15 protein-coding genes are annotated in these 16,410 nt (G+C 33.2%); all 15 read left to right on the top strand.

The features are described from left to right. Window position 1 precedes the first annotated feature (1 nt). The 15 genes from ACLUJM_RS01955 (at window position 2) to ACLUJM_RS02025 (ending at window position 16,406) form a co-directional block, all read left to right on the top strand. On the top strand, window positions 2-916 hold the full coding sequence (locus ACLUJM_RS01955) for a 1-phosphofructokinase family hexose kinase (RefSeq protein WP_412412040.1): 915 nt from the start codon (window positions 2-4) through the stop codon (window positions 914-916). A 548-nt stretch (window positions 917-1,464) separates the two neighbouring features. Further along, window positions 1,465-2,460 carry an ABC transporter ATP-binding protein gene (locus ACLUJM_RS01960; RefSeq protein WP_311437226.1) on the top strand — a complete coding sequence of 332 codons (996 nt, stop codon included), beginning with the start codon at window positions 1,465-1,467 and terminating at the stop codon, window positions 2,458-2,460. A 9-nt stretch (window positions 2,461-2,469) separates the two neighbouring features. Further along, window positions 2,470-3,408 (top strand): ATP-binding cassette domain-containing protein, encoded by a 939-nt coding sequence (locus tag ACLUJM_RS01965; RefSeq protein ID WP_294684434.1) that lies wholly within the window; start codon window positions 2,470-2,472, stop codon window positions 3,406-3,408. A 1-nt stretch (window position 3,409) separates the two neighbouring features. After that, entirely contained in the window at window positions 3,410-4,378 is a 969-nt protein-coding gene (locus tag ACLUJM_RS01970) for an ABC transporter permease (RefSeq protein WP_294684436.1), read from the top strand. A 10-nt stretch (window positions 4,379-4,388) separates the two neighbouring features. Further along, window positions 4,389-5,309, top strand: coding sequence for an ABC transporter permease (locus ACLUJM_RS01975; protein ID WP_094208191.1), 921 nt, complete (start codon window positions 4,389-4,391; stop codon window positions 5,307-5,309). 12 nt (window positions 5,310-5,321) lie between these two features. After that, entirely contained in the window at window positions 5,322-7,175 is a 1,854-nt protein-coding gene (locus ACLUJM_RS01980) for an ABC transporter substrate-binding protein (RefSeq protein ID WP_412412042.1), read from the top strand. A 137-nt stretch (window positions 7,176-7,312) separates the two neighbouring features. Beyond that, window positions 7,313-8,269, top strand: a complete 957-nt coding sequence (locus tag ACLUJM_RS01985; RefSeq protein WP_412412044.1) for an SH3 domain-containing protein — start codon at window positions 7,313-7,315, stop codon at window positions 8,267-8,269. 42 nt (window positions 8,270-8,311) lie between these two features. Then, the gene (locus ACLUJM_RS01990) at window positions 8,312-9,355 is read left to right on the top strand and encodes a DNA polymerase IV (protein WP_304111897.1); all 1,044 of its coding nucleotides are present in this window, start codon (window positions 8,312-8,314) and stop codon (window positions 9,353-9,355) included. Between the two features lie 68 nt (window positions 9,356-9,423). Further along, window positions 9,424-9,738 carry a PadR family transcriptional regulator gene (locus ACLUJM_RS01995; RefSeq protein ID WP_304111900.1) on the top strand — a complete coding sequence of 105 codons (315 nt, stop codon included), beginning with the start codon at window positions 9,424-9,426 and terminating at the stop codon, window positions 9,736-9,738. Then, window positions 9,739-10,773, top strand: coding sequence for a DUF4097 family beta strand repeat-containing protein (locus ACLUJM_RS02000; RefSeq protein ID WP_412412047.1), 1,035 nt, complete (start codon window positions 9,739-9,741; stop codon window positions 10,771-10,773). Window positions 10,774-10,904: 131 nt separating this feature from the next. After that, entirely contained in the window at window positions 10,905-12,026 is a 1,122-nt protein-coding gene (locus ACLUJM_RS02005) for a THUMP domain-containing class I SAM-dependent RNA methyltransferase (RefSeq protein WP_412412048.1), read from the top strand. A gap of 12 nt (window positions 12,027-12,038) precedes the next feature. Then, entirely contained in the window at window positions 12,039-13,145 is a 1,107-nt protein-coding gene (locus tag ACLUJM_RS02010) for a SpoIIE family protein phosphatase (protein WP_316072153.1), read from the top strand. Between the two features lie 8 nt (window positions 13,146-13,153). Further along, window positions 13,154-14,431: a glucose-6-phosphate isomerase gene (locus ACLUJM_RS02015; RefSeq protein ID WP_316072152.1), complete on the top strand. Its 1,278-nt coding sequence runs from the start codon at window positions 13,154-13,156 to the stop codon at window positions 14,429-14,431. A 1-nt stretch (window position 14,432) separates the two neighbouring features. After that, window positions 14,433-14,939, top strand: coding sequence for a hypothetical protein (locus ACLUJM_RS02020; protein WP_316072151.1), 507 nt, complete (start codon window positions 14,433-14,435; stop codon window positions 14,937-14,939). A 15-nt stretch (window positions 14,940-14,954) separates the two neighbouring features. Further along, on the top strand, window positions 14,955-16,406 hold the full coding sequence (locus ACLUJM_RS02025) for a helicase HerA-like domain-containing protein (protein ID WP_316445113.1): 1,452 nt from the start codon (window positions 14,955-14,957) through the stop codon (window positions 16,404-16,406). The last annotated feature ends 4 nt before the right edge of the window (window positions 16,407-16,410 follow it).

Here is a 16,410-nt window from a genome sequence, read left to right on the forward strand (position 1 = left end):
GATGATTTACACAGTTACACTGAATCCGGCATTGGAATTTGTCAGTGAAGTTAATGATTTTGAAATGGATAAGAACAACATATCTGAGTTTGATTTGATGCTTCCTTCTGGAAAAGGGATAAATGTTTCAAGAGTTTTGAAACAACTAGGACTTCCAACTGTTGCCTCAGGTTTTGCTGGTGGATTTACAGGAGATTTTATTGAAGATTGGATTACAAGAGAAGATATTAAATCGGAATTTATCAGAATTGACGACAATACCAGAATCAATATCAAAATCACTGGCTCATCAAAATCTGTGATTGAATCAAAAGGACCTAGCATTTCACATCAAGAACTTCAAGAGTTGCTGTATTATTTGTCGAGAGTCAAAGAAGGTGACACTGTATTTTTGTCGACAGCTTTTCCTAAAAACATCACAGAGTCAGTAATAGACAGAATGATTGGTATTTGCAAAGCTAATAAAGCAGAATTTGTGTTGGATATTGACGAACATTATTTGGAGAGATTTATAGATGAAGGAGCTTTGCTGGAAAATGTAAGCGTAAAATGCTTAGAGCATTTATTTAAAACGAAAATAGATTCGGAATCAGAACTTTTACGTTGGAAAGAGAAAATATTCGATTTTAATTCTAGATTTGTGATAGTTCCATTTGTAGATAACAAAGTGTATTTGTTCGCAGAAAATTCAGTGCACGCTTTTGAAATAGATAACATGATTGAGCAAAAACGTGATTTCGTTATAGATTCCATGATAGCAGGCTTCATTGCTACATTTATAAGAACATCAAATTTTGAACAGTCATTTAAGATGGCTAATGCTTGCGCAGTGGCATCGTTGAAGACTAAGGATTTGCCTAAAAAATTCCAAATAGATGAATACTTAGATAACGTTGAAATAATTAAAATAGATTAAAATAAAAAAACAAGGTGTTGAATTTAATTCATACCTTGTTTTTTTATGTTGTAATAAATTAAGAAATGGAGATTTAATTGAAAAATGAAAAAGTTTTCAATATTTAAATATATTCTACCATTTTAATATAATAAGCGCAAGTTTTTTGTTACATTTTTTAAAAATTAATAAAATTGTAAATAGGCTCATGATTATCATTACTTTATCATAATAAAAGAGATAAGTCAAGTGATTTTTATGCAAAATTCATTTTTTTATTTTTGCTTTCTTAAATTTCAAAATGAATAAAAATAATTATAATTTATTTTCATAAATAGCAATAAATATCTAAATAGCAACAGGAAAACAAAATCACTAATTTTGTTTTTGTCATGAAAAAAGTGTAAAATAATACGTAAACAGATAGAAAAACTATATTTTATACTGAAATTTTAAATTATAAAATAAATAATAATTGACAAACGCATTTTATCTCACTATAATAAGATAAAGTATTTTTTATTAATCATACATAAATAATACGTAAAATAAACTGAAAGGAGATTAAAATGTCTGCTAATAAGAAAATATTGGAAGTTAATAATATGCATACAGCTTTTAGGATAAAAGACGATTATTATGATGCAGTAGATGGTGTTTCATTTGAATTGTATGAAAATGAAGTATTAGCGATGGTTGGAGAATCCGGCTGTGGTAAATCTACTTTAGCTACAACTATTATGGGCTTACATAATATGAATTACACTCAAATTAGCGGTGAGGTTATATATAACGGTGAAAATATTTTAAATTACACAGAAGCTCAATTCAATGAGTTGAGAGGTGGAGAGATTGGAATGATATTCCAAGATCCATTGGCATCTCTTAACCCTTTAATGAGAATTGGCGAACAAATAGAAGAAGCTTTGTTATATCACACTGATTTGGATAAAAAACAAAGAGAGAAAAAAGCTGTTGACCTTCTAAAAAAAGTAGGGATTGAAAATGCTGAAGTTATAGCAAGACAATTTCCTCATCAATTATCTGGAGGTATGAGACAAAGAGTAATCATAGCGATTGCTTTGAGTTGTAAGCCTCGTGTTTTGATAGCTGATGAGCCTACTACTGCACTTGATGTTACAATTCAAGCACAAATCCTAGATTTGCTTAAAGAACTACAAAACCAAATGAACTCAGGAATTATATTGATAACCCATGATTTAGGAGTTGTAGCACAGACCGCTGATAGAGTTTGCGTAATGTATGCAGGTCAAATCGTTGAGATTGCCACTGTGGATGAATTGTTCAACAATCCACTTCATCCATACACAAGAAGTTTATTAAATTCCATTCCACAAGCAGATACTCAATCTGATCAGTTGCATGTAATAGAAGGTATGGTTCCTTCATTAAAAGATTTGTCAAGAAAAGGATGCAGATTTGCTCCTCGTATTGCGTGGATAGATGAATCGGAACACGAAGAAAACCCAGTTCTACATGATGTTGGTAACGGACATTTGGTACGTTGTACTTGTTGGAAAAATTTCCATTTTAAAGACGAATAGGAGGAAGATATGGGATTTTTAGAAGTTAAAAATTTGAAAGTTCATTATCCAATTCGTGGAGGATTTTTTAATACAATTCAAGACTATATCAAAGCCGTTGACGGTGTGAATATGGATATTGAACAAGGAAAAACTTATGGATTGATAGGAGAGTCAGGATCGGGTAAATCCACTATTGGAAAAGCGATAGTAGGACTTGAAAAAATTACAGACGGACATATTTTGTACGAAGGAAAAGATGTTACAAGTAGATCTTACAGAAAAAAGATAAACTACAACCAAGACGTTCAAATGATTTTTCAAGACTCAATGAGTTCTCTTGATCCTAAGAAAAGAATTTTGGATATAATTGCTGAACCTATCAGAAATTTTGAAAAACTTACACCAAAAGAAGAAAAAGAAAAGGTGTTTAAATTATTGGATATAGTTGGACTTAATGAAAGTGCAATTTACAAATACCCATTTGAGTTCTCAGGTGGACAAAGACAAAGAATTGGCGTTGCAAGAGCTGTAGCATGTAATCCAAGATTAATCGTTGCAGATGAGCCTGTAAGTGCTCTTGACTTATCAGTTCAAGCACAAGTATTAAACTACATGAAATTAATTCAACAAGAGTTTAATCTAAGCTACATTTTCATTTCACACGATTTGGGAGTTGTAAGACACATGTGTGATTACATTTACATCATGCACAATGGTAAATTTGTAGAAACAGGAAATCGTGATGAGTTATATTCTGATCCACAACACATTTACACGAAACGACTTATCGCAGCGATTCCTCAAATTGAACCAAATAGAAGAAAAGAGCTTAGAGAAACTAGACAAGCTATTGAAAAGAAATTTGATGAACAAAAAAATATCTACTACGATGAAAATGGATCTGTGTACGATTTGACTAAATACAAAGATTCTCACTATGTAGCAGCTAGAAAGGGGGAAATATAATATGACTAAAACTATAATCAGAAGATTTTTAATAATGATTCCTCAATTGATAGTGTTAAGTTTATTTATATTCTTCGTAGCACAAAAAATGCCAGGGGATCCTTTTACAGGTAAAATCACTCCAAGCACTGGTAACTCAAAGGTTGAAGAACAACTTAAAATAAAATCTGGATTTTACGATCCATGGTATGTGAAATACAAAAGATGGGTTGGCAATGCTCTTCATGGAGATTTTGGAGATTCTTATACTCAAAAATTACCTGTAAAAGACGTTATAGGTCAAAGAGCTAAGAATACATTCTTCTTATCATTGTTCTCATTGATAATAATGTATGCGATTGCAATTCCTTTGGGAATAAACGCAGGTAGGTATAGCGGGTCGGCATTCGATCAGGGGGTTAACTTGTATAACTTCCTCGCTCTGGCCACACCGGGATTCGTATTTTATTTGATAATGCTACTAATATTTGGATACAAGTTAGGATGGTTTCCTACAAGTGGAATTATAAGTCTTGAAGCATCAGCAAAAGGCGGAATGGCAGCAGTATTAAGTAGATTTTATCACATGCTACTTCCAGCAATATCTTATGCACTACTTACAACTATCGGAACTATCCAATATTTGAGAAATGAAGTTGTAGATGCAAAAAGTCAAGACTACGTAAGAACTGCAAGGGCAAAAGGGGTTCCTATCAAAAAAGTTTACAGCAAACACATTTTCAGAAACTCACTTTTACCAATAGCTGCATTCTTCGGATTCCAAATCACAGGTTTATTAGCTGGTTCTATAATGATTGAAACAATTTTTGGATACCAAGGAATGGGTTCACTATTTGTAGACTGTATCAATCAAAGAGATTATTCGGTTATGACAGCACTTGTAATGATTTATGGTTTCTTAACACTTTGTGGTTCATTATTAAGTGATATTATCATGAGTATAGTTGACCCAAGAATAAGGATAGATTAGGAGGGTTTTTATGAAAGAAGTAAAAGTAACAGAAGAAAAACTTGAAGAATATAAAGACCTTGCCAAAGACAATCCAACTGGATTTAAAGTAATAGTTAATGAATTTAAGAAGGACAAATTAGCCATTGTTTCTTTAGTAGTATTGGCAGTTTTATGGATAGGAATATTCGTTGGAGCAATGCTACTAGACAAAGAACAAGTAATGAAAGTTGACATACTTAATTCATACGTAAGACCAGGAGAAGCGGGACATATACTTGGAACAGACCAAGGTGGTAGAGATTTGTTCGGACAATTGATAATTGGCGCTAGAAATTCTATCGTAATAGGAATCGCCGTAACAATCCTTACATCTGTTATAGGTATAGTTGTAGGTTTGTTTATAGGATACTACGGTGGATGGTTGGATAATATTATAATGAGAATTATAGACTTCATCCAAATTCTTCCAACAATGATGATTATCATAGTTTTCGTAACAATTGTTCCAAAATATTCGATGTTTACATTCGTATTGATATTTACGGTGTTCTATTGGACAGGAATGGCAAGACTTGTCAGATCAAAGGCCCTTGCTGAAAGTAAAAAAGACTATGTAAATGCATCCAAAACAATGGGTACTAGCGATTTGAAGACTATGTTTACAGGAATTTTGCCTAACATTTCTTCAATATTAATTGTAGATATGACATTGAGTTTCGCAGGAAATATTGGTATTGAAACTGGACTTAGCTTTCTAGGTTTCGGGCTTCCACCATCAGATCCATCACTAGGAACGTTGGTATCATTAGCCAGAAAACCAGAAGTTATATCAGATAAGTTATATGTATGGCTACCTGCATCATTATTGATATTAGTAATGATGTTGTGTATAAATTATATCGGTCAAGCATTAAGAAGGGCGTCCGATGCAAAACAAAGGAAAGGATAAGGGGGAAAAATAATGAAAAAGAAATTTAAATCATTATTGGCAATCTTTTTAGTATTAGCATTTGTACTTACAGGATGTGGAAAATCTAATAAAGATAGCGGAAAATCATCAGATTCTGGTTTTAAACAAGAATCTAGCACTGGTAAAAAGGCAAACGAAGAAAATAAAGGTAACATAGTCGGAGAACAAATGGGCGGCGGTGTGATTATTGAAAATGAAGGCGAAGCAATTAAAGGTGGAACTTTTAAAGTAGGTATTCCTACAGATTCACCTTTTAAAGGTATATTCAATATTGCATTACAAGACGATAACTTCGACTGGACAATTATCGGACCTACAATGTACGGTTCAGCAAATGTTGGAGAAAGCATGGAATTGAGAGATTCTGGTGCAGAAAAATTCGAATGGGATGAAAAAGCAAAGACTGCTACAATCAAACTTTCAGATGCATTCAAATGGAATGACGGAAAGCCTGTAACAGCAAAAGACATTATCATCAACTATCTAATCATCGGTCACAAGGATTATCCTGGTGTACGTTATGATGATGATATGATGAACATCGTAGGTATGGAAGATTATCACGCTGGAAAAACACAAGACATCGCAGGTGTTAAAGAAATCGATGAAAAAACAGTTCAAATTTCATTTAAAGAATGGAAACCTGCAATCAAATGGGGTGCTGGTATTTGGCACGAACCAACAAACTACGAACAAGTTAAAGACATAGCTATAAAAGATATTATATCTTCTGACCCAATCAGAAAAAATCCTAAATCAGCAGGACCTTTCTATATTTCTAATGTAGTACCAGGACAATCAGTTGAATTTAGTGCTAACGAACACTTCTGGGGCGGAAAAGCAAAAATCGATAAGGTAGTAATGGAAGTAGTTCCTACTTCGCAAATTTTAGCATCATTAAAATCTGGTAAATACGATTATATCGCAGGTGGAGCACCATCAGATACATTCAAAGAAATATCAGAATTAAAAGGATACAAAGTTGCAAGACAACAAGACATGGCTTACACTTACTTAGGATTCAAACTAGGTAAATGGGACAAAGAAAAAGGCGAAGTTGTTGTAGATCCTAATGCTAAAATGTCAGATGTAAATTTACGTAAAGCAATGGGTTATGCAATTGATAACAACGCAGTTGGTGAAAAATTCTATCTAGGATACAGATCACAAGCTACATCAGTTGTTCTTCCTATATTTAAAGATTACTTTAACACTGAATTAAAAGGATACAATTTTGACCAAGAAAAAGCTAAAAAATTGTTAGATGAAGCTGGATACAAAGATGTTGACAACGATGGAATAAGAGAAGACAAAAACGGTAAACCATTTGTAATTAAATTCGCATCAATGTCAGGTGGAGAAATCGCAGAACCATTGTCAGCATACTATATCCAATGCTGGAAAGAAATTGGATTGAATGTTGAGTTGACAGGCGGAAGATTAGTAGAATTCAACGCATTCTACGACAAACTTAAAAATGATGACCCTGAAGTTGACGTATTCCAAGGAGCTTGGGCTGTAGGTACTAACCCTGACCCATCAGGATTATTCAGTAAGAATGCATCATTTAACTACTACAGATATACTAATCCAGAAATGCAACAAGCATTGGATAAGATAGCTGATGGTAAATCATCTGATGAAGAAAGAGCGCAAGCTTATAAAGACTTTGCAAAAGTTATGGAAGACAATGTACCATTGATTCCAACACTTTACAGAGAATCACTGACTCCAATTAACAAGAGAGTTAAAAAGTTTGATACAAGATATGTTCAAGATCTTAACAAAGATGACTTCAGATGGAATCAACTTGAACTTACAGCTGAACAACCAATTAAAGAATAATAGTTTTTAAATTAAGTGGAGTGTAATTTTACACTCCTCTTTTTTGAGTTTAAATATGTAAAAACACGTAAAATATAACGTTTTCGTTTATTGACTTATTCTATCCAATTCATTAGAATATTAGAGAGGTGTAATAAATGAAGCAGAAAAATATTATTGTTGTAGTTTTGATAACTGTAGTAATATTTGTTGGGGCTTTTGTAGGATTTAATATTTTTAATTCATCAAAGGCAGAAAAGTTAGATAAATTGGCTCATCAATGTATAGTAGATGGCGAATACCAAAAAGCAGTTGATTATTATAGTGAATTATACGATAGAACAAATGATGGGGCTTACATAGACAAAAAACGTGAAGCTGTGGAACTTTTGTCTTCAAAAAATAATTACGATTATGGCGTAAATTATTTGAAAGAAATGAAGTATATCGATGCGGCAAAAAGTTTCTTGAAAGTAAGCAACAAAGACAGTGCTAATTATCAAAAAGCACAACAAAGATTACAAGAAAGCACACAAGCTGTTATAATAGCAAGTGATTCATTTGCAGAAGATGAAAACTTTGATGCAAGTTTGAATATGTTAAACTCATATGCTAGAGTAATGCCACATGAAACTCTTATAATCGACAAAATAAAAGAGGTCGAAAAAGCTAAAGACCAATACAAACAAAAAAAACAAGATGAAGAAAAGCAACGTGCATTGTCTGAGAAAAAAGAAAAAGAGGCACGAGAAAAAGCTGAAAAACTAGCTAGTGAATCGGCAGAAGAATTGAAAAAGAAAAAAGAAGATACAAAACAACCGAACAAAACAGATGAAAGCTATGAAACTGATGATAACAAGAGACTTATCGATTTGTGCATTCGTCTTGTCGGAAAAACTTACTTGGTAACTACAGAAAATGCCAAAATTTACGATCAGCCAAGCAATAAATCAGAAGTAATCTCATCAATTCCTTTGGGAAGTGAAGTTTACATTTATGAAGCAAAACCAGATTCGGGTCAAAGAGTATGGTGTCACGCTATTATAAAAAGTGCAGATTCTCTAAAATCATACGATGCTTGGATATCATCAAACAATTTAGAAATTAACGATTAAGCTCTCAATAATGAGGGCTTTTTTGATAGAAGGGAGTATGTTATGGATTTAAATTTTTTGCATTTCGATTTGGATGCTTTCTTTGCCTCATGTGAAATCTTGGATAATCCTAAATTAAAACATATTCCAATGGTCGTTGGTGGAAGAAGTCAAAGAGGGATTATAACCACAGCGAACTACGAAGCCAGAAAATACGGACTACATTCTGCAATGCCTATATTTCAAGCGAAAAAGATAGTGCCAAATCTTGTAATAGTTCCTCCGGATTTTGAGAAATACAGGAGAAATAGCGACAAAGTTTTCAAAGTATTGTCGGCGTTTTCTACAAAAATTCAAAAGATGAGTATTGATGAAGGATGCATGGATATTTCCCATATTAAAATGGATAGAATGGAACTTGCAAAACTCATTCAAGACAATGTGAGGATTAAAACAGGATTGTCGATATCTATTGGAATTAGTTACAATATGAGCCTTGCAAAGCTTGCATCTGATTGGAATAAGCCTCACGGGATTAAAATCATAACACAAGATGATATTCCAGATATTCTGATGGATTTAAGTGTGGGGAAAATTCAAGGAATTGGCAGAAAATCAGAAGACAAACTAAATAATATTGGAATAAAAAAGGTCTGTGATTTGTATGATTTGTCCAGACAAAATCTTAGGGAATTGTTCGGAAAATTTGGCGAAGTGATTTACGACAGAATACGCGGGATTGACGATAGACAATTGGATTTGTCACGAATTAGAAAATCCATAGGAGTAGAATACACTTTTGAACGCGATTTGAGAAATTACAATGAACTACTGAAAAAAGCAAGTGAGTTTAGCGAAGAATTAAGCGATGATCTTCACAAGAAAAATATAAAAGCAAAGACTATCAGAATTAAAATAAAACTCAGCGATTTTACTGTGATTACAAAATCGATGACTCTTGAGGAATACATTAATGATAAAAGTGATATTTACAGGATTGTAAAGTATCTTGTGGTTAATACGAAGATTGAAAAGCCCGTGAGACTTTTCGGAATTACGGCGGCAAACTTGAGCGATTTGACTTTTGAACAGCTAAAATTCTTGTAGTAAAAAACTTTACACAATACCTTGCAATATTTACTACCGTGTATTATAATGTATTCAGGAGGTAAGATATGAACACACAATTAAAAAAAGGGATTTTAGAATTATGTGTCTTATCGGTTATATCAAAAAAAGACAGCTATGGATACGAAATTATAGATCAGATAAAAGATAAGATACCAATGAGCGAGGGAACAATTTATCCTATGCTTAGAAGATTGAAAAACGATAAATACTTGGAAGATTACACTGAACAATCAGAGTCAGGTCCATCCAGAAAATACTATAAAATAACAGACGAAGGAAAGAAATACCTACACTCACAACTTGAAGATTACAAAAACATGGTTGATAGTGTGAAGGCCTTGTTAGAGGAGGGTTTTTAAATGAATAAAGAACAATTTATGGAACTTTTAGATTACTATTTCAGAAATGTTGATGAAACAACTTACAGAGAAATCAAAAATGATTACGAAGAACATTTCAGAATTGGTGTTGAAAACGGAAAAACTGAAGAAGAGATTTCAACAGAATTAGGTAATCCAAGAGAAATATTCAACGAATGTAAAGAAGCTGGAATTATTAGAGAAAATAACTTCTTCGGAATGTTTAACTTGGATAGCATTGGTGATTTCTTTAATTCTAAAATTTTCGACCAATCCAAAGACAAAGACTATGATTTGTCACAACAAACATTGGAATTCGACAATGATTTCCACAGAATTGAAGTTAAGTCAAATGCGGACATAGATGTGTCAACTCACGAATTGGACAAAATAATCGTAACTTACACTACAACTGATGAAACTCAAAAGTTAGATGTAGATTATATGAATCACGTGTTGAAGCTTGGCAAAGTTAAAATGGAAAAATTCTTCCAAAAAAGTTTCATCAAATCAATTTCTATCAAAATTCCACAAGACAGTGATTTGGGATTAAACATCGCTACAGCAAGTGGAGATGTAAATGTAGATGTTATTAGCAATGATGTTACTTGCAACACTTCAAGCGGTGATGTAAATATAACAACACAATCGAACAATGTAAATGTCAACACAGCAAGTGGAGATGTTCAAGTTTCCAAATGCAAAAAAGAAATCTACGTTAATACTGTAAGCGGTGATGTGAAGGTAAATTCTGAAAATCCAGAAATCACAGTGAACACTGTAAGTGGCGATATCGAAATCGATGTTGACGAAAACAAAGATTTGAATGTTAGAGGTGTATCTAGCGATATTAATATCCATATCAAAGAAAAGAAAGGTTCTATAGAACTTAGAACTGTTAGCGGAGAAATTCAAATCGATAGTTACTACAAAGATAGTTCGAAAAAAATCAGTAAATCTCACGACCAATCATTCTCAAATGATGAAATTGAAATAAGTGCTGCAACAGTTAGTGGAGATATTACTGTAGATTAGAATCTAAATAGACTGCAATGATTTTTCGTTGCAGTTTTTTTTATTGTAAATTTACAGTTAAATATTATTATAACGTAAAAAAAACATTGAAAATATGATAAAATAGAAGGTAATATGGAGGAATAATAATTTTGAAAATAATAGTAACTTGCGCATTCGGTTTGGAGAGCTTGGTCAAAAGACAACTTTTGGATATGGGCTATGAGAATTTGAATGTAAACGACGGAAGAATAATGCTTGAAGGCAATGAAAAAGATATCGCAAAATTAAATATAAATTTGAGATGTGCAGACAGAGTTCTAATCGAATTGGGTAATTTTAAGGCTGTATCATTCGAACAACTTTTTAAGGGCGTTGAAAAAATAAATTGGTTGGATATTTTAGAAGCAGATTCTAATTTTATTGTAGAAGGCAGAAGTTACAAATCAAAATTATTTTCTATTAAAGACTGTCAATCGATTACAGAAAAGGCTATTATCAAATCTCTTCAGAAAAAATACAAGGTGGATTGGTTCTCAAAATCCAAGGGGAGATTTAGGATTGAAGTTAGTCTGGTAAAAGATATTTGTTCGATAACTTTGGATACCTCGGGAGACGGACTTCACAAAAGAGGATACAGACAGGACTCAGTTCTTGCACCTATAAGAGAAAACTTAGCAGCAGGAATTATCGATTTGTCTTTTGCTAATAGCGACAGACCTCTTGTGGATTTGTTCTGCGGCAGTGGAACTTTTGCGATAGAAGCTGCGAGAAAATTCAGAAATATTGCACCTGGAATTGATAGGAAATTCGATTTTATTAATTTTAATGATAAATTCAACGATGCCTACAAACAAGAGCGTACCAAAGCCTTGGAGAGCATTGATTACGATAAGAATATAGATATTTTCGCTAGTGATGTAGACGGCTCAGCGATTGAAAAAGCAATAGCAAATGCCGAAAATGCTGGAGTCAGAGAGGATATTAGATTCGTGACGAGAGATTTCAGAAATGTTGTGTTGAATGATAATTACTTCGTTCTAATATCTAACCCACCTTATGGAAAAAGGCTTGGCGAAAGACAAGAAGCCGAGAAGATTTATAAGGATTTGGGAATTAAAATGGCAAAATTTAAGACTGCATCACAATATATAATCACAGATTGCGAAGAGTTTGAGAAATTTTACGGCAAAAAAGCATCTAAAAATAGAAAGATGTACAACGGAAATATGAAGTGTTATTTATATCAATATTTTGGTCCGAGACCTAAATAGGAGGAGATATCCTTGGAGAAGAAATCAAGTGAAGATGTTAGTGATTTCAAAGGATCTGATTACGAAGTTCTAAATTCTATGAAGGATTTAGTTAGAGTAATAGATAAAGATGGGGTAATAATATTCGCGAATACTAGCATGATAAAATCTATGCCTATCAATCCTATAGGAGTGAATTGCTATTTGGATTACAGTGATGATTTTCCGAAATGCTTGGCAGATAGAAAATACCGTTTGAACAGCACTATCAAAGAAAAAAGAAAAATAAATGGCGTGGATTATTCCATAACTTCTTCTCCAGTTATGGATAAAGATGGAGAAGTGGTCAGCACTGTCGAAGTTTTCAGAGATATTTCAAAAGAGGTCAAAACTCAGATCGATTTGATTAATGCGAACAAGGACATCAAGGATGAGATTATATTTGCCAAGCACATTCAAAGCAAAACTTTGCCTAGTAAGGGTGAGCATGTTGGTTTGGATTTGGATTACAGCTACATTTCGTCAAGGGATTTGTCCGGAGATATCATCGATTGCATTGACATTGACGAAAGATTTGTGGGAATTTACATCGCAGATGTTGTGGGCCATGGAATCGCTGCATCAATACTTACGATGTTTATCAGACAAACAATGAGGTATTTGGTAAGTAGAATTACAGACTCTAGACCAAAAAGAGTGCTGAAGGATTTGAATACAACATTTACTGAACTTAATTTATCGGTGGATAAATATTTTACGATTTTTTACGGATTATATGATAGAAAACTCAAAATATTTTCATATGCAAATGCTGGTCACAATGGTATTCCATTTTTGATTTCAGACGATAAATTAGAAGAATTGAAGGTTACAGGTCATCCTATTTCTCCAATGTTTGAGGGAGTGAGCTTTGACCAAAGAGATATATTGGTTTCCAGTGGCGATGAATTAATCATGTATACTGATGGAATAACAGAAACTAGAGGATTTGACAACGAATTTTACGGCGAAGAAAGACTAAAAAAAGATTTAATGAAAGTTCCAGAAAATAGAATTGAATACGTGTTAAACGAGGTGAATTCTTTTAGATTTTTGGAACAGGATGACGATATTGTTCTAGTGAGTTTGAAGGTTCTATAGGAGGAAATATGTTCAAGCTAGATTTTTCAAATACGACAAGTCATAATTCTGTGGATACTTTGAGGACAGAATCCGTAAATGCTTTAGAAAAGCTTTTAAACAAATCCTGTGAAGGTAAAGAATTCACAGGATGGATTGATTTGCCTAAAAATTACGACCGAGAAGAATTCGAGAGAATCAAAAAATGTGCGAAAAAGATAAGAGAAAGCTCTGATTGTTTAGTTGTGATTGGAATCGGTGGAAGCTACATGGGAGCTAAGGCGATTGATTATGCGATGAGTGATTATTTTAAGAAATCCGACATCGAAATTATCTACGCTGGTTTCCAATTGTCTTCTACTTATTTGTCTGAACTTTTGGATTATTTGAAGGACAAAGATTTTTGTGTAAATGTAATTAGCAAATCTGGGACGACTACTGAACCTGCAATCGCTTTTAGATTTATCAAAGAATTGATGGACGAAAAATACACAAAAGAAGAACAAAAGGATAGAATTTTCGCAACGACTGATAAACAAAAAGGTGCTTTGAAGGAATTGTCTGATATCAACGAGTACGAAACTTTTGTAGTTCCAGATAATATCGGCGGAAGATTTTCCGTTTTAACTTCTGTTGGATTGTTGCCACTTTGTGTAAAAGGATTGGACATCGATAAATTGATGGTGGGCGCAGCAAATGCAATGGAAGCTTTTACACAACTTGATTACGAATCAAACTTTGCTTTGCAATACGCATCATTTCGAAATAACATGTATCGCAATGGAAAAGACATCGAAATACTCATTAATTACGAAATGAGATTGAAATATTTTTCTGAATGGTTCAAGCAATTATTTGCAGAATCTGAAGGTAAAAACAACAAGGGAATATTCCCGATGATGTGTAATTTCACGACAGATCTTCATTCAGTAGGTCAAATGATTCAGGACGGACAAAAAAACGTGTTTGAAACTGTGATTTCAGTTGAAAATCCACGCAAAGATTTGTATATAAAATCTGACGTAGATAATTTGGATAATCTAAATTATTTGAGCGGAAAATCCGTGGATTATGTGAACAAGATGGCTACGCAAGGAACACTTAATGCGCATTTGTCTTCAAATGTTGAAAGTGTTGTCGTGAAGATTGATGAGATTAATGAAGAAAATCTAGGATATATGATTTATTTCTTCGAAATGAGTGTTGCGATTTCGGCGCTTGTTTTGGGAGTGAATCCTTTTAATCAACCAGGAGTCGAAGAATACAAGAAGCAAATGTTTAAACTATTAGAAAAGCCGGGTTATTAATATGAAAGAGTTAAAGAAAATAATTTTGTACGAGAAAAGCTATGAGATTTCGAAAATAATATTCGTTTTATTGACGTCTGTTTTATTTTTGAAATTTGCTAAGGTCGACCATGTTTTTGTCAAATCGTTTTTTATAACGGTGTTTTCATTCGTACCGATAATAGGAGCAGGAGTGTATTTTATTCCAGCAATCATTCTTAATTTATTAGAATCAAATACGCTCTATTTGGCAATGTATGCGTGGTTGTTCTTGGCGTTAATGAGCGTTGATAAAATAATTTACAGCGTATTTTACGATTTGCCATTTGATTACAGCCCAATATTTTACATCATTATGGGAATGATTTTGTATTTGATATTTGGCAAATACATATTGATGGTGTTTGGTTTGTTTGTGTACGGAATAAACGTGTACAACAATTACAACAAATACAAGAAAACAAAAGCTTTTTACAATAAAGCTTTGTTCAATTTCATTGATTTGAAACAAATTATTCAAGAAAATTAGAATACGGAGGAAATTGTGGAAAAATTATTGATTGCAAGAGGAAACGAAGATATCGAGCTTCTTTCAAATAAAGTAAATCAACATGGGCTTATCGTAGGAGCGACAGGAAGTGGAAAAACAGTTACATTGAAAGTGTTGTGCGAATATTTCTCTGATTTGGGAGTGCCAACTATTTTGTCAGATGTTAAGGGAGATTTGTCAAACTTAGCATCAGTCGGTGAAATGAATGACAACTTAAAATCCAGACTTGATGAAATGAATATCACAGATTTTGATTTCAAAAACTATCCTGTGAATTTGTGGGACGTTTACGGAGAAGCTGGACTTCCATTGAGAGTTTCAGTTTCTGAAATGGGTCCGATTTTGTTGTCGCAGATTTTGGATTTGAACGATACACAAGCTGGAATCTTGAATATTGCATTCAGGGTTTCTGATGAAGAAGGGCTATTGTTGTTGGATATAAAAGATTTGCGTTCTATGCTTAATCATTTGTCAGATAACAGGGAAGTTTATTCCAAAAAATACGGAAATATCACAACTCAAAGTATCAGTGCAATTATGAGAAAATTATTGTACATTGAAGATATGGGTGCAGATAAATTCTTGGGAGAGCCAAGCTTGGATATAAAAGATTTGATGAAGACGGATTCTGATGGACGCGGATTTGTGAATATAATTTCTGCAGCAAAACTTATCAACGACAAAAACTTGTATTCGATGTTTTTGTTGTGGCTATTGTCAGAGCTTTTCGAATCGCTACCTGAAGTTGGCAATCCTGAAATCCCTAAACTTGTGTTCTTCTTTGACGAAGCACATTTGTTGTTTGACAATGCAAACAAAATGATAATGGATAAAATCGAACAAGTTGTAAGACTTATTCGTTCAAAAGGCGTGGGAATATTCTTTATTACACAAAACCCGCTGGATATTCCAGATTCTATTTCTTCGCAATTAGGAAATAGAATTGTGCATCAATTGAGAGCTTTCTCTCCAAAAGAATTGAAGGCAGTGCAAAAAGTTTCTGAAACTTTCAGATCAAACGCCGATATGAATGTAAAAGATGAAATTGTAAATTTACGAACTGGTGAAGCGTTGATTTCGTTCTTGGACGAAAAGGGAGCACCAAGTATAACTAAAAAAGGATTGGTACTTCCACCACATTCATCATTTACGCCACTTTCTCAATCGGACGTGGATTATATCGTGAAAAACTCTGATTTGCATCAAAAATATTCGCAATCAATCGACAGAGAATCTGCTTATGAAATACTGCAAACGAAATTGCAAAATCAAATTAAAGAAGAGCCAGAAAAACAAACTAAGAAATCCACAAAACAAGAAAAATCTCCGATAGAAGATTTCGCAACTAAAAGCATCAACTCAATGCTTGGTAGTTTTACAAGACAAATCGGTAGAGATATTGCGCGTGGAATTTTCGGATCAATCAAAAAGAGCATAAAATTTTAATAAA

Source organism: Finegoldia sp. (assembly GCF_046991905.1).
Lineage (GTDB): Bacteria > Bacillota > Clostridia > Tissierellales > Peptoniphilaceae > Finegoldia.